Annotated in this window: 12 protein-coding genes and 2 other annotated features; of the genes, 4 read left to right on the forward strand and 8 right to left on the reverse strand. The window is 37.9% G+C overall.

Annotation, left to right across the window (positions count from 1 at the left end; genetic code table 11):
* Window positions 1–136: 136 nt before the first annotated feature.
* The gene (locus AB1282_RS00885; protein ID WP_056472320.1) at window positions 137–1,693 is read left to right on the forward strand and encodes an ABC-F family ATP-binding cassette domain-containing protein; all 1,557 of its coding nucleotides are present in this window, start codon (window positions 137–139) and stop codon (window positions 1,691–1,693) included.
* Between the two features lie 64 nt (window positions 1,694–1,757).
* On the opposite strand, the gene AB1282_RS00890 is transcribed toward AB1282_RS00885, so the two are convergent.
* Both AB1282_RS00890 and argS read right to left on the reverse strand, forming a co-directional pair.
* The gene (locus AB1282_RS00890; protein WP_056472318.1) at window positions 1,758–2,351 is read right to left on the reverse strand and encodes a nitroreductase family protein; all 594 of its coding nucleotides are present in this window, start codon (window positions 2,349–2,351) and stop codon (window positions 1,758–1,760) included.
* 258 nt (window positions 2,352–2,609) lie between these two features.
* Window positions 2,610–4,298, reverse strand: a complete 1,689-nt coding sequence (gene argS / locus AB1282_RS00895) for an arginine--tRNA ligase (protein ID WP_429898257.1) — start codon at window positions 4,296–4,298, stop codon at window positions 2,610–2,612.
* Between the two features lie 42 nt (window positions 4,299–4,340).
* Window positions 4,341–4,562, reverse strand: a binding site (T-box leader).
* A gap of 123 nt (window positions 4,563–4,685) precedes the next feature.
* On the opposite strand from argS, the gene AB1282_RS00900 reads away from it, so the two are divergent.
* Both AB1282_RS00900 and AB1282_RS00905 read left to right on the forward strand, forming a co-directional pair.
* Complete coding sequence (locus tag AB1282_RS00900) at window positions 4,686–5,771, forward strand: tetratricopeptide repeat-containing glycosyltransferase family 2 protein (protein ID WP_056472313.1); 1,086 nt, start codon at window positions 4,686–4,688, stop codon at window positions 5,769–5,771.
* Between the two features lie 204 nt (window positions 5,772–5,975).
* Complete coding sequence (locus AB1282_RS00905; RefSeq protein ID WP_429898258.1) at window positions 5,976–7,034, forward strand: tetratricopeptide repeat-containing glycosyltransferase; 1,059 nt, start codon at window positions 5,976–5,978, stop codon at window positions 7,032–7,034.
* Window positions 7,035–7,056: 22 nt separating this feature from the next.
* Here AB1282_RS00905 and AB1282_RS00910 read toward each other — a convergent pair whose 3' ends face one another.
* The 3 genes from AB1282_RS00910 to AB1282_RS00920 form a co-directional block, all read right to left on the reverse strand.
* Window positions 7,057–8,433, reverse strand: coding sequence for a glycosyltransferase (locus tag AB1282_RS00910; RefSeq protein ID WP_056472306.1), 1,377 nt, complete (start codon window positions 8,431–8,433; stop codon window positions 7,057–7,059).
* Between the two features lie 241 nt (window positions 8,434–8,674).
* On the reverse strand, window positions 8,675–10,618 hold the full coding sequence (locus tag AB1282_RS00915; protein ID WP_429898259.1) for a collagen-like protein: 1,944 nt from the start codon (window positions 10,616–10,618) through the stop codon (window positions 8,675–8,677).
* 196 nt (window positions 10,619–10,814) lie between these two features.
* Window positions 10,815–12,593, reverse strand: a complete 1,779-nt coding sequence (locus AB1282_RS00920) for an exosporium glycoprotein BclB-related protein (RefSeq protein ID WP_429898260.1) — start codon at window positions 12,591–12,593, stop codon at window positions 10,815–10,817.
* A 291-nt stretch (window positions 12,594–12,884) separates the two neighbouring features.
* Between AB1282_RS00920 and AB1282_RS00925 the strand changes: the two genes are divergently transcribed.
* Window positions 12,885–14,441, forward strand: coding sequence for a hypothetical protein (locus AB1282_RS00925; RefSeq protein WP_429898261.1), 1,557 nt, complete (start codon window positions 12,885–12,887; stop codon window positions 14,439–14,441).
* A gap of 296 nt (window positions 14,442–14,737) precedes the next feature.
* On the opposite strand, the gene pheT is transcribed toward AB1282_RS00925, so the two are convergent.
* The 3 genes from pheT to AB1282_RS00940 all read right to left on the reverse strand — a co-directional run bounded on the left by pheT (window position 14,738) and on the right by AB1282_RS00940 (window position 19,394).
* Complete coding sequence (pheT, locus tag AB1282_RS00930) at window positions 14,738–17,152, reverse strand: phenylalanine--tRNA ligase subunit beta (RefSeq protein WP_056472301.1); 2,415 nt, start codon at window positions 17,150–17,152, stop codon at window positions 14,738–14,740.
* An 18-nt stretch (window positions 17,153–17,170) separates the two neighbouring features.
* Complete coding sequence (gene pheS / locus AB1282_RS00935; RefSeq protein ID WP_056472299.1) at window positions 17,171–18,205, reverse strand: phenylalanine--tRNA ligase subunit alpha; 1,035 nt, start codon at window positions 18,203–18,205, stop codon at window positions 17,171–17,173.
* A 56-nt stretch (window positions 18,206–18,261) separates the two neighbouring features.
* Window positions 18,262–18,508: a binding site (T-box leader), on the reverse strand.
* A 136-nt stretch (window positions 18,509–18,644) separates the two neighbouring features.
* Window positions 18,645–19,394, reverse strand: coding sequence for a TrmH family RNA methyltransferase (locus AB1282_RS00940; protein ID WP_429898262.1), 750 nt, complete (start codon window positions 19,392–19,394; stop codon window positions 18,645–18,647).
* Window positions 19,395–19,468 lie beyond the last annotated feature (74 nt).

Consider the following 19,468-nt stretch of genomic DNA (forward strand, 5'->3'; position numbering starts at 1 on the left):
TATAATTAGAAGGTGATTGCTTAAATTCCGTTCTTTTTTATGGCTTTTCTATAATATTTAGAGATAAAAGTTACGAATAGCCTAATTTAAAGAACATTAATATATAAAACGAAAACAATAGAAAAGGTGTAGATAAATGAGTATTTTAACTGTAAAAAACTTAAGTCATGGATTCGGTGATCGTGCAATTTTTAATGATGTATCGTTCCGTCTATTAAAAGGTGAGCATATCGGTCTTATTGGTGCAAATGGTGAAGGTAAATCAACTTTCATGAATATCGTTACTGGAAAATTACAGCCTGATGAAGGCAAGGTTGAATGGTCTAAAAAAGTACGTGTAGGCTACTTAGATCAGCATGCTGTATTACAGCCAGGTATGTCAATTCGTGATGTATTGAAAAGTGCATTCCAATATATGTTTGATATGGAAAACGAAATTAATGATTTATATGTAAAAATGGCTGATGCAACTCCAGAAGAAATGGAGAAAATGCTTGAGGATGTAGGTGTTCTTCAAGATACTTTAACAAATAATGATTTCTATATTATCGATGCTAAAGTTGAAGAAATTGGTCGAGGTTTAGGTTTAGAAGATATCGGTCTTGATCGAGATGTAACAGAACTTTCTGGTGGTCAACGTTCAAAGGTTCTTCTATCAAAGCTTCTTTTAGAAAAACCAGATATCTTATTACTCGATGAGCCTACTAACTATTTAGATGAGCAGCATATTGAATGGTTAAAGCGTTATTTACAAGAGTATGAAAATGCATTTATTTTAATTTCGCATGATATTCCGTTTTTAAATAGTGTAATTAACTTAATTTACCACATGGAAAACCAAGAATTAAATCGTTATGTTGGTGATTATGATAATTTCAAAGGAATTCATGAAATGAAAAAATCACAATTAGAATCAGCTTATAAACGTCAACAACAAGAAATCTCTGAACTAAAAGATTTCGTTGCTCGTAATAAAGCTCGTGTTTCTACCCGTAACATGGCAATGTCTCGCCAAAAGAAACTTGATAAAATGGATGTCATTGAACTTGCACGTGAAAAGCCAAAACCAGAATTCCACTTTAAACCAGCTCGCACTTCAGGTAAATTAATATTTGAAGCAAAAGATTTAGTGATTGGATACGACGAACCACTATCTAAACCGTTAAATCTACGTATGGAACGTGGACAAAAAATTGCCTTAGTTGGGGCGAACGGTATCGGTAAAACGACGTTAATGCGTAGTTTACTTGGCGATATTAAACCAATTTCTGGTGAAGTTGAGCGCGGAGAATTCCTTCACATCGGATACTTCGAACAAGAAGTAAAAGGTGATAATAATAAAACATGTATCGATGAAGTTTGGGATGAATTCCCATCATTTACTCAATATGAAGTACGTTCTGCACTTGCAAAATGTGGACTAACGACAAAGCATATTGAAAGTAAAGTTGCTGTTTTAAGTGGTGGAGAAAAGGCGAAAGTTCGTTTATGTAAATTAATTAATCAAGAAACAAACTTACTTGTTCTCGATGAGCCTACTAACCATTTAGATGTAGATGCTAAAGAAGAACTTAAACGAGCACTAAAAGAGTACAAAGGAAGCCTTTTAATTATCTGTCACGAACCTGAATTCTACCAAGGTTTAGTTACAGACGTTTGGAATGGCGAAAACTGGACTACTAAAGTGTTTTAATTAATTTAAAAAAGAGAGACGAAAAATTTTCGTACTCTCTTTTTATTTTGTCCTATCTTCGTTTTTAAAGTGTAATATTTTGACTTAACTTAGTAGTCCATTCACTTGGATGTTTTCTTTTCTTTGTTCCTTTTGGCATTGTATTTATATAACCGATATGAAGAGCTCCTAAAATTTTTCGATTTTCAGGAATGCCCATCTCTATATAAAATTGTTTATCAAAAATATAAGGATTTGTTCGCCATACCATTCCTATATTTTTTTCCCAAGCTGCTAATTGTAAATTTTGAACAAATGCACAGGTTGCTCCAATCGCTTCTAAATTTTTCTTTTCATTTTCTGAGTGGTCTGTCGTTATGATTAAATGCATTGGTGTGTCGACGATATATGTTTTAAAGAATTCCGTTGATTTTTTAATTTTCTCTACTGTATATGTTTCCGTTAATTCCATTCTTTCGTAGCTATCTACAATTTTTGAAGCGTAATATTCTTTTTCTTTTTCTTCGGAAACCATAATAAATTGCCAAGGCTCTTCTTTGCTGTGGAAAGGAGCATAAGATGCAGCTTCAAGTAGCTCCATTAATTCTTCCATATTAATTGGATCCTTTTTTGTATCTCTTATTGTTCTTCTATTTTTTATAAAATCTAAAATTGACATTGAACGTTATCTCCTTAGTCTCTAAATATCACTAAATTCATTATAAATGAAAATGATAATCATTTTCAATAAATCTTTTGACTTTTTAATTATTTTCTTAGACTTCGTTATTTTGATTATGAAATCGTTAATTACTTCCTACAGAATGATATAACTATTTATATGTAGTAAAAAATGGAAAGACTGTGTTTAAGCTCAGAGTATATCAAAAAAGAAAACAGGTATTGAAGAATAAATTTTCTTCAATACCTGTTTTTATTACATCTCTTTTGGAGCACGAATTCCTAATAATCTTAGTCCTTCTTCAAGAACAACGGAAACAATTTTAGTTAATGCCAATCTACTTTCTAATTGGTCATCATTTGTTAGAATATGTGTATTTCCATAATATTTATTGAAGCTTTGTGCCAAATCGATTGTATATTTAGCAATGACAGATGGTTCAAATTGTTCAAAACTACGCGCTACTTTATTAGGGAACTCAAGTATATGTTTTATGATGTCCCAACTATATGAATCATCCAGTCCCTCTTGTTTTGTTAAATCCTGTGATGAAGCTTTATCTAAAATTGAATTTGTTCTCGCAATGGAGTATTGTACATATGGTCCTGTTTCACCTTCAAATTTTAGCATTTGCTCAAGTGAAAATTCGATGTTATTCATACGATCATTTTTTAAATCTTGGAAAATGATTGCGCCGACTCCAACCATTTTTGCTACTTCTTCTTTATTTTTTAATGTAGGATTTTTTTCTGCAATATTTTGACTAGCTAAACTAATCGCTTCTTCAATTACCTCTTCTAAAAGAACAATTTTTCCTTTTCGTGTAGACATTTTTTTACCATTTTGTAGGATTAAGCCGAATGGTACGTGAACCATATCTTTAGACCATTCGTACCCCATTTTCTTCAAAACTGTAAATACTTGCTCAAAATGCAATGCTTGTTCTCCACCTACAACATACACTGCTTTATCAAAATCATATGTTTCTTTACGATAAAGTGCAGCTGCTAGATCTCTTGTAGCATATAGCGTAGCTCCATCAGATTTTCTAATTAAGCATGGTGGTAATTCCTTTTCAGTTAATTCAACAACATCTGCACCTTCAGATTCGACTAAAAGGTTTTTTTGCTCTAGAAGTTCAATAACTCGGTCCATTTTATCATTGTAAAATGCTTCTCCGTTAAAGCTATCAAAGTTAACACCTAATAAATCGTATACTAACATGAATTCTTTTAGAGACTCATCACGGAACCACTTCCATAAGTGTAAAGCTTCTTCATTTTTTTCCTCTAATTGCTTAAACCAGCTTCTAGCTTCTTCCTCAAGTTGAGGCTCTTTTTCAACTTCTTCATGAAATTTAACATATAATTTTAAAAGTTCTTTTATTGGATTTTCTTTTACTTCGTCTTGATTACCCCAAAGTTTATAAGCAACAATTAATTTCCCAAACTGTGTTCCCCAGTCTCCAAGGTGATTAATTTTTATTGCTTTATACCCATTTTTTTCAGCTATTTTAGCAATTGAATTTCCAATCATTGTTGAACGCAAATGCCCCATCGAAAATGGCTTTGCAATATTTGGAGAGGAACAATCGATCGCAACCGTTTTGTCTTCTCCAATTACTTGGTTACCATATTCCTTCCCCTGACCAAGAACTAATTCAATTACTTGCTTACTTACTAGCTTTTTATTCAAAAAACAGTTTACGTATGGGCCGTTTGCTTCTACTTTTTCAATTAAATCATGGTTAATCTGTGCTGCTATTTCCTTTGCAATTATTACTGGAGATTTTTTTAATGCTTTTGCTAATTGGAAACAAGGAAATGCTAAATCACCTTGATCTGCATAATTCGGTTTTTCGATAAGTGTGTTAATTTCAGTTAAAGTTAGTGATCCATTTAAAGCTTTTTCAATTTGTTCACTATACATATTTACATAATTCATTATGATCAATCCTCTCCAAAATATAAAAAACCCGTCTCTATCATAAGAGACGGGTTTAAATAATCCGCGGTACCACTCTAATTGTTCAAATATATTGAACCAACTTTAAAATTTGTTAACGAGGTCTTCCCCGGCAAAGTCCTACTATCAATTCAGACTGCTTCTCCGAAGTGCGCTTCATCTTATTCGCTCTGTTAGGCTTCCACCATCCCCAACTCTCTACAAGAATCAAAATAAGATTACTCTCTTCATCTAAAAATTTTCAATATTCATTTTTTCCATTTAATCATATCTAATGTAGAATTTCAACATTAATCTTTTTTTTGAACTTTATTAATGACACCATTTGTTGACAACCTTAATAACATAGAAATTGAGGTGGATTTCATGAAAAAAAAACCAATAACTTTAAGCCTTTGTATGATTGTTAAAAACGAAGAAGCTGTACTTTCCAGATGTTTATCCTCTGTATCTAATATAGTAGACGAAATTGTCATAATTGATACTGGTTCAACAGACAAAACAAAGGAAATAGCGAAAAAGTTTACAAATTCAATATATGATTTTACTTGGATCAATGATTTCTCTGCGGCAAGAAATTTTGCGTTTTCTAAAGCAACGAAGGATTATATTATGTGGCTAGATGCAGATGATATTATCACTGATGAAAATGCAAAAAAATTACTTAAATTAAAAAAGTCATTAACTAAAAAGGTCGACGCTGTCGGGATGAAATATCATCTAGCTTTCGATGAAAATGGTAATCCTAGCTTTAGTTCTGTACGCAATCGAATCGTTAAACGAGAGAGAAATTTTAAATGGATTGGATTCGTTCATGAATATTTGGAGGTTTACGGCGAAATTATTCAATCGGATGCCGCAATTATTCATCAAAAAGACAAAGAGTTTTCTGATCGTAATTTAAAGATTTATGAAAATGCGATTTCTTCAGGAAATGAACTAAGTCCTCGTGACAAATACTATTATGCGAATGAATGCGTAGATCATCAGCTGTTTGAAAAGGCAATTGAATGGTATGAATTATTTCTTGATGAAGGAAAGGGCTGGTACGAGGATAATATTCAAGCGTGCGGAAAAATGGCAGACTGCTATTTTAATCTAAACGAATTGGAAAAAGCGATTAGTAGTTGTCTAAGATCTTTTTCATATGATGGACCACGTGGAGAAAACTGCTGTCGTTTAGGATTTGTCTATCTTCAACAAGGTGATTTTACACGCGCTATTTCATGGTATAAACTTGCTACTCTTGTTGATGTTCCAACAAGTAGTCCTTTTATAAATCAGGCTTGTTACACTTGGTTACCTAATCTACAGTTATGTCTATGCTATAGTCGATTAGGCGATCAACTTACTGCTAGAAAATATAATGATATAGCTGCTAGTTATGTTCCGAATAATCCTTCCGTTCTACACAACCAAGAATATTTCCGCTCATATTTTAAAGACCAATAACCCACCCTTACTATCTTCTAACGTTTTTTTCCTGGATCCTAACAGTTTAGTAGACCCAATTTTGATTGAAAAACTAACTAGTGTAAGAAGAACTAGAAATTCAGTCCTAAAATAGATGATCTGGAAACTACTATTTAATAAAATCAACATTAAAATAACATCAATCATTTTATACAAAATCAAAATTAAAGAAAGGGTGATAGCTTGATCACAGTCAGTTTATGCATGGTTGTACAAAATAATGAAGCCACAATTGAAAGATGTCTTAGTTCAGTTAGTAGCATAGTTGATGAAATTATCATCGTTGATATGAATTCCCACGATCGAACGATAGAGCTAGCAAGACAGTTTACAGACCAAATACATGTCTTTGATGGTGTGGATGAAATAGCTGCATTAAATTTTTCAAAATCATTGGCAACAAAAGACTTTATACTTTTACTAAACCATAGTGAAATTTTACTAGAAAATGATCGTTTAACATTGTCTAAGTTAAAACACTCAATAGACAATGAAGTTTATAATGTAGCTGTCGATTATCAGATTGGATGGAATGAAAAAAGTAAACAAAAAATTAGTAGATTATTTAAAAGATTAAGTTCAAATAGTCATTCACCGGATATGAATAATGAACAAATCTCTGAATCATTTTCTACTAATCTCGTTATTACAGATCTTCCTTTTACACAAAATACAAAAGAAAATATTCAAATATATGAACAAATGTTAAGTAATCACATTAATCTTTCTACGATGGATTTATTTTATTATGCAAAAGAGTTAAGTTCAGATCATCAACATGATCGATCAATAAAGTATTTTTTTAAATTTTTGAGATTAAATCAGCCATTTGAGGAACTTAATATCCTTGCCTGTCATTATATTGCTAATAGTTATCATGAGTTTAATCTAAGAGACTTAGAAACTACTTGGTTATTAAGAGCCCTTAAATATGGTAATACTCATCCAGAAACATGTTGTAGATTGGCTTATACATTTTTTGAAAAAAATAATTTTAATTCAGCTATTTATTGGTATAAAGAAGCAACCTTAAATAAGGTTAACAATCGTTTGATTCTTCACAACCCATCATGTACTACTTGGCTACCACATTTACAGCTAGCTGTATGCTATGACAGAATAGGTGAGTTTCGACTTGCAAATGAGCACAATGAATTAGCTTATAAATTTTATCCAACACACCCAAGTATTCTTTCAAATAGAGAGTACTTTTCAGATCGATTAAATAACGAAGGCAGCTGAGAATCTCTCAACTGCCTTTTAATCATTTTTTCCTTATTAACATGAGCATATTATATATTTCAAGATTTGAAGTTAGTTGTTCAAGATTTATTCCAAAACTATGAGCTAGGTGAACTACTTCTTCAAAAAACAACTTAATATTTAAATCTACATATATATTTTCATTCTTTTTCGTGGTCATTTCAAATTGGTCAGTTGGAAATAGCGTATTAATTGTTTGAGGCGTGAAAAATCTAATATTTTCTTTTTTCAATATCCCAGCGTGTATATAATTCCATTGGCCTTGTAGTAATTGAAAGAGAACTTCACCATGGGAAACATTTGGAACTCTACAAATAATTGAGCCAGATGGTTTTAAAAGATTAGTGATTTCTTTTACATAACTCCAAGGATCTACAAGATGGTTTACAATATTATCAATTATGATTAAATCAAAAAACGCCTTAGGATAACTGTGGGGCACTTCGTCAACACCGATTGTATCAACCCTCTTATAAAATTGTGATGCAATTGAGGATAACTCTGAATCACTTTCTGTTCCATATAATTCACATTTGTATAGATTTTTAATTTCTAGACCTGTAGCTCCTGCTAAGCAACCAATTTCTAATACATTATTTATGTTACCCGGTACCATTTCAATAACTTCCGTCTTCGGATAACCAATATCAATTAGATTGTTTCCCCACTTCTCGATATACTTCATTCTATTTTCAATATATAGGTGATTTATGTTAATATCACTATTTCCATTAAATGTCATGTGGCCATAATGATGAACAAATGAATCTAATGCAATATGCAATTCATATCCTTCTAAAATAGTTCTTAAACAAATATCATCATCCTCAAATGAACCTAGTTTAAATCTCTCATCAAATCCTACTAACCGATCAATTAATTCGCGTCTAACTAATAAACAAAATCCTACTAATCTTAATACTTGCTTAGACATTCCTTTTACATTGGCACAATATTTTAATGAAAAATCATTAATTTCTTGATCATTTTGATAATCAACATTAATTCGCTGCAATCCACTTACATAATTACTAACAGGTCCAACCATGCCAATTTTATCGTTACTATATAAAAGAGTAAGCATTGCTTCTAACCAATTTTCTGTAACGATTGTATCATTATTTAAAAATAACAAGTTATCACCTGTTGCGACTTCAATTCCTTGATTACACCCTTTAGCAAACCCCATATTTATCTCATTAAAGATTGTAATAAAAGAAGGATTATTCTTTAAATAATCTCGGGTACCATCAGTCGAGCCATTATCAATAACAATGATTTCTACTTCATCTTTCTTTGTATATTTCGCAAGACTTTCAAAGCATTTTTTCGATACCTCGAGCTGATTATAGGTCAAAATAATAATACTAGTTTTCATTCATTAAACACCTTCTTAGTATCTCACTGCATTAGCAAGTATGATTTCTTTTAAATTTATTCCCCTTCATATATCTAAATAACACATACATTAATCAATATATTCAAGATGGAAATATTTGGTCAGTATTAATTATTTAATAAAAAAATCCTCATTAATTTATTCGAATAGATTACTATTGAATAATTAATGAGGACTGTCATCACCTTAATATTGGACTACTAATCTCTAAGAGTGATTGTTAAGAAATACGGTGAACTGACCAAGTGATACCAGCTGTATTGTTTCCACCTAAAGTAAGCTGAACTGTCAATCCGTCTGCTTCATAGAAGAGGCCAATCACATCTCCTGCAGTTAATTCGAAATCACCTGTAATCGTGACAGCTCCATCTCCTAGAATTGCTCTTAAGTTCAGTACTGCAAGTATATTTACATCTAAAATTGGTACTAAACCACTTATTAAGTCAGCAGTAGTAGGAGCAGTTCTACGTATTACAAAAGAAGGATTGATCCCTGCTCCGATAGCAGCCGTTATTGTTGCAGTTGTAGAATAGTTAATTGTTGCTTCAAAAGTATATCTTCCTGTAGCAGGTACTGTAAAATTACCAAGTGTTGGATCAAAAGCTGGTGAACTGAAATGTGGACTAGCAACACTCCAGTTAGTTAATTGAGCTGTAGCAGCAGTATTTACACTTGGAATGAATGCTGAGAATCCAGTTGAAGTTACACTCGGACCCGTTGCTCCTGTTGCTCCCGCTGGACCTGTTGCTCCTGCTGGGCCTGTCGCTCCGTCTGCTCCTGTTGCTCCCGCTGGACCTGTTGCTCCTGCTGGGCCTGTCGCTCCGGCTGGGCCTGTTGCTCCCGCTGGACCTGTTGCTCCCGCTGGACCTGTTGCTCCTGCTGGGCCTGTCGCTCCGTCTGCTCCTGTTGCTCCTGCTGGACCTGTTGCTCCTGCTGGGCCTGTCGCTCCGTCTACTCCTGTTGCCCCCGCTGGACCTGTTGCTCCCGCTGGGCCTGTCGCTCCGTCTGCTCCTGTTGCCCCCGCTGGACCTGTTGCTCCCGCTGGGCCTGTCGCTCCGTCTGCTCCTGTTGCCCCCGCTGGACCTGTTGCTCCCGCTGGGCCTGTCGCTCCGTCTGCTCCTGTTGCCCCCGCTGGACCTGTTGCTCCCGCTGGGCCTGTCGCTCCGTCTACTCCTGTTGCTCCTGCTGGACCTGTTGCTCCTGCTGGGCCTGTCGCTCCGTCTGCTCCTGTTGCTCCTGCTGGACCTGTTGCTCCTGCTGGGCCTGTCGCTCCATCTGCTCCTGTTGCTCCTGCTGGACCTGTTGCTCCTGCTGGACCTGTTGCTCCTGCTGGGCCTGTTGCTCCGTCTGCTCCTGTTGCTCCGGCTGGGCCTGTTGCTCCGTCTGCTCCTGTTGCTCCGGCTGGGCCTGTTGCTCCGTCTGCTCCTGTTGCTCCTGCTGGGCCTGTTGCTCCGTCTGCTCCTGCTGGGCCTGTTGCTCCTGCTGGACCTGTTACTCCTGCTGGGCCTGTTGCTCCTGCTGGGCCTGTCGCTCCGTCTGCTCCTGTTGCTCCTGCTGGACCTGTTGCTCCTGCTGGACCTGTTGCTCCTGCTGGGCCTGTCGCTCCGTCTGCTCCTGTTGCTCCTGCTGGGCCTGTTGCTCCTGCTGGACCTGTCGCTCCGTCTGCTCCTGTCGCTCCTGCTGGACCTGTTGCTCCCGCTGGACCTGTCGCTCCGTCTGCTCCTGCCGCTCCTGCTGGACCTGTTGCTCCCGCTGGGCCTGTCGCTCCGTCTGCTCCTGTTGCTCCTGCTGGGCCTGTCGCTCCGTCTGAACCTGTTGCTCCTGCTGGACCTGTTGCTCCTGCTGGACCTGTTGCTCCTGCTGGGCCTGGCGCTCCGTCTGAACCTGTTGCTCCCGCTGGGCCTGTTGCTCCTGCTGGACCTGTTGCTCCTGCTGGACCTGTTGCTCCTGCTGGGCCTGTCGCTCCCGCTGGACCTGTTGCTCCTGCTGAACCTGTTGGGCCTTGTGGGCCTGTTGGACCTGTGATTCCTGACGGGCCTGGAGGAGCTGGTGGCGGTACTCCTGGGCCTGGCGGCATTGTTGCTCCAGTTGGACCCGTTGGACTAGGCGGTAGTGGGAATAATGGTGGAATTGGTGGGCCTGGTGGGCCTGGTGGTATTGGCAAATAGATACACCTCCAAAAATATTTTGACGTACACTTTATCATATTTTTGTAGGACAAGTTTGTTTGGATATTAATACTATTTCTATTAAAAATCCGCAAAAAAACTCTACTTACTAGATTCAAAACTATCAATGATAGTCATATATGATCTAGTTTAATAGAGTCAAATTTTAATTCTATTTATCATTATTATCTATTAATTAATAGCTACTCCTGCGCTAGCATATCCCGTAACAGTATTAACAAGGCTAATACCAGATCCAGTTGCAGTATATACCATCATTAAACGAGTTTGTGCTGTGACTGGTATTGCTAAAGGTGTAGAAATACCGCTTGTGATTTGGCCTATTGTAAGCGGACCTACTAGAGCTGGTAAAGTGACGCTTGCACCTGAAACTGGAGTAAAGTTATTGCTATTTACCGGTGCACTATATAATTGTGCAGTAACCGTAATACTCGTTCCTAAAATATTCAAAGCTACTACATTACTATAAGATGCAGAAATAGCTGTAATAATACCATCTCTAGGCATTGAGAATGCAAAATCAAGAATCTCAGTTGGCAATCCAGTTCCAGTTAAATTAATCGCTGGTCCAGGTAATAATGAAACATTCGGAAGTGAAATTCCAAATCCTACAAGACCTGCCGTACTAGCTACACTGACTCCAAGAACATCTACTGATGCCATTGCAATTGGTGCACCTGATGCAAACGGAATGATTGCACCTGTACCTGGTATACCTGCTGAACCTGTTGCTCCTGCTGGACCTGTTGCTCCCGCTGGGCCTGTTGCTCCGTCTGCTCCTGTTGCTCCTGCTGGACCTGTTACTCCTGCTGGACCTGTTGCTCCTGCTGGGCCTGTTGCTCCTGCTGGGCCTGTTGCTCCCGCTGCTCCTGTCGCTCCGTCTGCTCCTGTTGCTCCTGCTGGACCTGTTGCTCCTGCTGGACCTGTTGCTCCTGCTGGACCTGTTGCTCCCGCTGCTCCTGTCGCTCCGTCTGCTCCTGTTGCTCCTGCTGGACCTGTTGCTCCTGCTGGACCTGTTGCTCCTGCTGGGCCTGTTGCTCCGTCTGCTCCTGTTGCTCCTGCTGGACCTGTTGCTCCTGCTGGACCTGTTGCTCCTGCTGGGCCTGTTGCTCCGTCTGCTCCTGTTGCTCCTGCTGGGCCTGTTGCTCCTGCTGGGCCTGTTGCTCCTGCTAGGCCTGTTGCTCCCGCTGGGCCTGTTGCTCCGTCTGCTCCTGTTGCTCCTGCTGGGCCTGTCGCTCCGTCTGCTCCTGCTGCTCCTGCTGGACCTGTTGCTCCTGCTGGGCCTGTTGCTCCGTCTGCTCCTGGTGCTCCTGCTGGACCTGTTGCTCCTGCTGGGCCTGTTGCTCCGTCTGCTCCTGCTGGGCCTGTTGCTCCGTCTGCTCCTGGTGTTCCCGCTGGACCTGTTGCTCCCGCTGGACCTGTTGCTCCCGCTGGGCCTGTTGCTCCCGCTGGACCTGTTGCTCCCGCTGGACCTGTTGCTCCCGCTGGGCCTGTTGCTCCCGCTGGACCTGTTGCTCCCGCTGGACCTGTTGCTCCCGCTGGGCCTGTTGCTCCCGCTGGACCTGTTGCTCCCGCTGGGCCTGTTGGGCCTAAGACAAATACAGGTGGTGATGTTGGTCCCGTCGGTCCCATCGGTCCCATTGGTCCCATTGGTCCCATATGACCTCTTGGACCTCTGTCTCCATCATCACCTTCTTTACCTCGCTTACCTCTTTCTCCTCGTGGGCCTGTTGCACCTGTTGGACCTGTTGGACCCATAGGTCCTATTGGTCCTACTGGTCCAATTAAACCATTTGAATCATTTGAATCATTCGAATCAAATGAATAACTAGGTGAAAAATGAGAATTTGTTACAGGCGAATCTGAAGGATCTGTATTTAGTGACATTTCTGGTTCTTCTGGTTGTTCTGAAGGTTGTGGAAATCGTGGTGGTAATGGTGGTAGTGGCAAAAAAATACACCTCTCATAAAATTTTAATTGTACATTTTATTGTATAAAAAAAGGACAAATTGGTTCATTATTATCAAAAAAATGAGTCAAAAAACATGTACAAATTAATCATTATTCAAATATAATTTCCCTTTCAAAAAATTAAGTGCTTTTTACAAGCCAGAATAAATGAATTTATATTGAAACAATTTTTTATTTATATAATATTTTTCAAAAATAATTTATATTCGCCCAAACGTCTTAATGGCTTGTCTCATAAAATAACAGGAATACTTGAAGGTGGTGAAATTATTGAGCAAAGAAGATAAATGCAAGAAATGTGATCACGACCATGATGATTCCAAATGTAAATGCAAGAAATGTAAACATAAAAATTGCAAATGCAAATGTAAATGCAGAAAATGTGATCACCATCAAGATGATTGCAGATGCCGTGATAAATGCAAGAAATGTAATCACGACCATGATGATTGCAGATGTCATGATGATAGATGTCATGATTGTGGAAAAAGAAATTGCGGATGCAACGTAAAGCAAAATGTAAACGTTTGTGTAAATGTAGAAAATAATGGAGCTACAGGAACCGGACCGGCGGGACCAACTGGACCGGCGGGAGCAACCGGTACTACTGGCGCTACTGGCGCTACTGGTGCTACTGGTGCTACTGGTCCAACTGGTGCTACTGGCGCTACTGGCGCTACTGGTCCAACTGGTCCAACTGGTCCAACTGGTCCAACTGGTCCAACTGGTCCAACTGGTCCAACTGGCGCTACTGGTGCTACTGGTGCTACTGGTGCTACTGGCAATACTGGCGCTACTGGTGCTACTGGTGCTACTGGTGCTACTGGTGCTACTGGCAATACTGGCAATACTGGTGCTACTGGCGCTACTGGTGCTACTGGCGCTACTGGTGAACGTGGTGCTACTGGTGCTACTGGCAATACTGGTGCTACTGGCGCTACTGGTGAACGTGGTGCTACTGGCAATACTGGCGCTACTGGTGCTACTGGCGCTACTGGTCCAACTGGTCCAACTGGTGCTACTGGTGCTACTGGTGCTACTGGCAATACTGGTGCTACTGGCAATACTGGTGCTACTGGCGCTACTGGCGCTACTGGTGAACGTGGTGCTACTGGTGCTACTGGCAATACTGGTGCTACTGGCAATACTGGTGCTACTGGCAATACTGGTGCTACTGGCAATACTGGTGCTACTGGTGCTACTGGCGCTACTGGTGCTACTGGCGCTACTGGTGCTACTGGTGCTACCGGCGCTACTGGTGCTACTGGTGAACGTGGTGCTACTGGCGCTACTGGTACTACTGGTGCTACTGGTGCTACTGGAGCAACCGGACCTAGGGGAGCAACAGGTGAATGTAGTTGTACTCCAATGTATGCAAGTTTTTACAATACTAATTCTCAAGGTAATATACCAACAAATACACCAGTATCCTTTAATAATGTGGGACTTAATTCTGGAGATTTCGCCCTTATTGGAGGAGATACAATTACAGTAATGAGCACCGGAGATTATTTAATTAACTACAGTGTGATTTTTAGAAATATGGGTGGTACAGGCACACAACCAATTGAAGGAGCTTATGCAATATTCAGTGGCTTAACTCCAATATTTACCATGGTTCAAGGCAGCGAATTCGGAACTGGTGTAGATCTCCCTAATAGTCCAATGACAAATTTACAAATTAATGGCGAGGTAATGGTACATTTCACAGCTGGTGAACAATTCCAGCTTAGAAATATTGGTGCTACCCCAGACCATTTAGCAAACAGTGTTGATGGTGCAAGTGTAAATAGTGCTGCACTAAACATCGTTAGACTAGATATTTAGTGATTCAATAAGCTTATCGAAAATAAATTTTGAAGTATGATTATTGATATTAACTTAAATATCTGATTAAATACCCTTCAATAGTAGACAGCAAAAAGTTATACCCCGTCTACTTTGAAGGGTTTTTTATATATATTATTTGAAAAGGTGATCTTACCGCTTCACCTGCATCTAAATTTTGAGTAGTTGTATCAAGAATATAGGTAAAGCCTGACATACCTGCAGCACAAAAAAACCAAATTCTTTAAAAAAAGAACTTGGTTTTTATCAATTTCAATATATTATTAATTAATTATTTACCCACGTAACTGAGCATTATGTGTTTCTTCTACTGCTTTTAATACTTTTGAATGAGCTTTAGTTACTTCTTCATCCGTTAAAGTACGTTCTGGATCGAAATATGTTAATGAGAAGGCAACTGATTTCTTACCAGCTTCCATCTTATCTCCTTCGTATAAATCGAAGATTGTAGCATCCTTTAGAAGTCTTCCACCAGTTGAACGAATTGTAGATAGAATATCACCAGCAAATACTTTTGAATCAACTACTAATGCCATATCTCGGTTCATTGATGGGAAACGAGGAATTGCATTGTATAAAATATCATCAAATTCAGTATTTAATAGTTTTTCAAGAGATAATTGGAATACATACGTTTCTTTAAGATCCCACTCTTTTTGAGTAACAGGATGAACTTGACCGATAAAACCAATTTCTTCTCCGTTTAATAAAATACTTGCAGTACGTCCTGGGTGTAATTCTTCTTTCTTAGCAGCCAGATAAGTTATTTTATTTGATAAACCTAATTCATTAAATAATCCGTCTAAAATACCTTTTACAACATAGAAATCAACAGCTTTTTTCTCGCCTTGCCAAGCATGTTGCAACCATAAACCAGTTAATGCTCCTGCTAAATATTCTTCTTCATGTGGAAGATCGTTCTTTTCTTTTGTTAAGAATACAGAGCCTGTTTCAAATAGTTGAACATTTTCTTCTTTACGTGCAACATTATATGCAATCGCATCTAATAAATGTGGTACTAAACTGAAACGTAGCTCACTGCGTTCTTCACTCATAGGTAATGCCAAACGTACAGGTTCTGCATCTACTGTTTCTAATGCAAAGCGTTTTACTTTATTATTGCTTGTTAAAGAGTACGTAACAGCTTCGTAAAGACCTGCATGCTGTAAATACTGACGAATTCTTCTACGTTTTGCTTGATAAGGTGTTAATTGCCCACGGCTAGCAACACCCGTTGGTAATGTAGCAGGAATATGATCATAGCCATATAATCTTCCTACTTCTTCAACTAAATCTTCTTCAATTGAAAGATCACCACGACGACTTGGAACAGTAATTGTGAATACTTCACCATTTCCGGTAGCTTCTAATCTTAAGCGACGGAAAATATCTTTTACTGTTTCAGCATCAATTGATGTACCAAGAACACCATTAATCTTACTAACAGAAACTGAAACTTTTTTAGCATCTTCAACTAAATTGTCCGCAATAACAGTACCTTCAACAATTGTTCCACCAGCTAGTTCAGCCATTAACTGAGCAGCACGTTCAGAAGCAGGGAATGTACGAGATGCATCAATACCTTTTTCAAAACGAGCACTTGAATCGCTACGTAAGCCCAGGTCTTTTGAAGTTTGGCGAACACTTTGACCTCTGAAAACAGCTGATTCAATTAAAACGTCTACAGTTTCAACATCAACTTCAGTACTTTGACCACCCATTACACCTGCAACTGCAACTGCTTCTTTTTCTGTTGCGATTACTAAATTATGTGGCTGTAATGTGCGCTCTTCACCATCAAGCGTAATGATTTTTTCGTTTTCTTTCGCAAGACGAACGATAATTTGATTACTATTTAATTTATTAAAATCAAACGCGTGTAATGGTTGACCATACTCAATTAAAATATAGTTCGTAATATCAACCACATTATTAATCGGACGAATACCAGCACTCATTAAACGAGCTTGCATCCATAATGGAGAAGGACCAATTTTTACGCCTTTAACTAATTTAGCACTATAATATGGTGCATCTTCTTTTGATTCAATTGAAACTGAAACATAATCAGCAGTTATAGCTGATTGAGCGCTAATCGCTGGAAGTTTCACGTCACGATCTAAAATCGCAGCTACCTCATAAGCAACACCAATCATATTTAAGCAATCAGCACGGTTTGGTGTTAAGCCAAGTTCTAATACCGCATCATCACGATATAGTACATCTAATGCATCTGCTCCTACTTCTGCATCACTTGGTAAAACAAAAATTCCATTTGAGAATTCTTTTGCAACGACTTTGCCTTCAATTCCTAATTCTTGCAGAGAGCAAATCATTCCTTCAGAAACTTCACCACGTAATTTTGCTTTTTTAATTTTAAAATTCCCCGGTAAAACAGCGCCTACCTTTGCCACGATCACTTTTTGACCTTTAGCAACATTTGGTGCGCCACAAATAATTTGTACTGGTTGTTCTTCTCCAACATCAACAGTACATTTTGATAATTTATCTGCCTCTGGATGTTGTTCACGTTCCATTACATAACCAACTACAACATTTTTAATTCCTTCTGAAAGATGATTAACACCTTCAACTTCAATACCTGCTTTTGTTATTAATTTTGCAAGCTCGTCTGGTGTAACACCACTTAAATCAACGTATTCTTGTAACCATTTTGTTGATACAAACATGTTTTGTCCCCTCCTACCTTACATTTGTTGGAATTGCTTTAAGAATCTTATATCGTTCGTATAGAAATGACGAATATCATCAATACCATATTTTAATAATGCAATACGTTCTGGACCCATACCGAAAGCAAATCCTTGAACTTCTTTTGGATTATATCCAGCCATCTCAAGTACGTTAGGATGCACCATTCCTGCACCTAAAATTTCAATCCATCCAGTGTGCTTACACATGTTACAGCCTTTTCCTCCACATTTCATACAAGAAATATCCATTTCTACTGAAGGCTCAGTGAATGGGAAGAAGCTTGGGCGTAATCGAATTTCACGATCTTCACCAAACATTTTTTTTGCAAAAAGTTGTAAAGTACCTTTTAAATCACTCATTGAAATGTTTTCACCAATTACAAGACCTTCGATTTGCATGAATTGATGAGAATGTGTAGCATCATCATCGTCACGGCGATAAACTTTACCTGGACAAATTATTTTAATTGGTCCTTTTTCCGCGTTTGCTTCCATTGTTCTAGCTTGAACAGGTGAAGTATGAGTTCTCATTAATGTTTCTTCAGAAATATAGAATGAATCCTGCATATCACGAGCTGGATGACCTTTTGGTAAATTTAAGGCTTCGAAATTATAATAGTCCTTTTCTACTTCTGGACCTTCTGCGATTTCATATCCCATTCCAATAAATAAATCTTCAATTTCTTGAATAACCGCTCTTAATGGATGAGCTCCACCTGCATGAACTGGTCTTCCTGGAAGTGTTACGTCAATTGATTCACTTTCTAATTTCTCATTAATTGCATTTTGTTCTAATACAACTTGCTTTGCTTCAAGTTTTTCTTGGATTGCCGCACGTACTTCATTAGCAACTGCTCCCATTTTTGGGCGCTCTTCAGGAGATAAATCCTTCATTGCTTTCATTGCTTCAGTAATCGGACCTTTTTTCCCTAGATAGGCAATTCTTATTTCATTTAATGCTTTTAAATCTTTTGCTTCTTCTATTTGCTTAATCGCTTCTGCTTGTAAAGAAACTAAACGCTCTTGCATGAATAATCCTCCTATTCAAATTCATAAATTTAAACATAAAAAAACCTCGCTCCCAAAAAAGGGACGAGGATTGATCGCGGTACCACCCTAATTAACAGTTATTATTTACAAAAAACTAACTGCTCACTTCATTCATATAACGATCTACTTAGATAGACCGAGTCGCCTTTACATTTAAAAATGGTCCCGGCGCTAGCTCAAGAGGTGAATTCAATTTGGTCTACTATAAAAGTGCTTACAGTCTACGGCACCTTTTCCCTAAAATAGAGATTCAAATTTACTACTCTCTGTCAAAGCTTTTTATGTATTAAATTTTTCTTAATTAATTATATTGATTTTTTTCAATTAATGCAACTGCTCAACATAATTATTTACTAAATCATTTGAATCATTTTTACTGACTTAAAAAGCTCAAATGGCTTCTAACATTTTCTATTTCTCACAGACTATACATTAGAATCCCTGCTGCAATACCAACGTTTAATGATTCGGCTTTACCATAAATCGGTATATATAGATTTTCATCAGTTAATGAAAGTAATGTTGAATTCACACCTTTGCCTTCATTTCCTACAATAATGGCAAAACGATTTGTAACGTTTACTTCATTAAATGGTTTTGCATTTTGAAGAGATGTTCCGTAAACAGTTATTCCTTTATCTTTTAAATTAGAAATTGCGTCAACTAAATCACCACGTAATATTGGTAAATGGAATAATGAACCTTGAGTGGATCGAATTGTTTTAGCATTATATAGATCGCTTGTACCTGAGCCTAAAATAACCCCATCAAAACCAGCAGCATCCGCAGTACGAATCATTGTTCCAACATTCCCAGGATCTTGAACTTCATCAATTAATAATAATTTTGACACTTTCTCAAAATCAATTCTTACAAAAGAAAATTCAATAATTGCAAAAATTCCTTGAGATGTTTCTGTTTCGCTTAATTCTTTGCTAACCTCTTTAGATATATACATTATATCAAATGACCCAGTTGAAAAATTAGAAGGTAAGTCAATATCTTCACTAATTAATAAATGAAGAATCGGTGCATCATGCTTAATTGCCTCCTCCACTAAATGAAAACCTTCTACGATAAATTGTTTAGCTTTATCTCTTCCTTTTTTTGTATGTAGTTTTTTCCAAGCCTTTACAGAATTATTTTGTATGGAATCAATTTGTTTCATAAGTTTCCTTTACCTTTCATCGTATATCATATCGTTTATCATACATAAAATCGTTTCTGTTTACAAATACTACA

The organism is Gottfriedia sp. S16(2024), from assembly GCF_050473765.1.
Taxonomy (GTDB): Bacteria; Bacillota; Bacilli; order Bacillales; family Bacillaceae_G; genus Gottfriedia.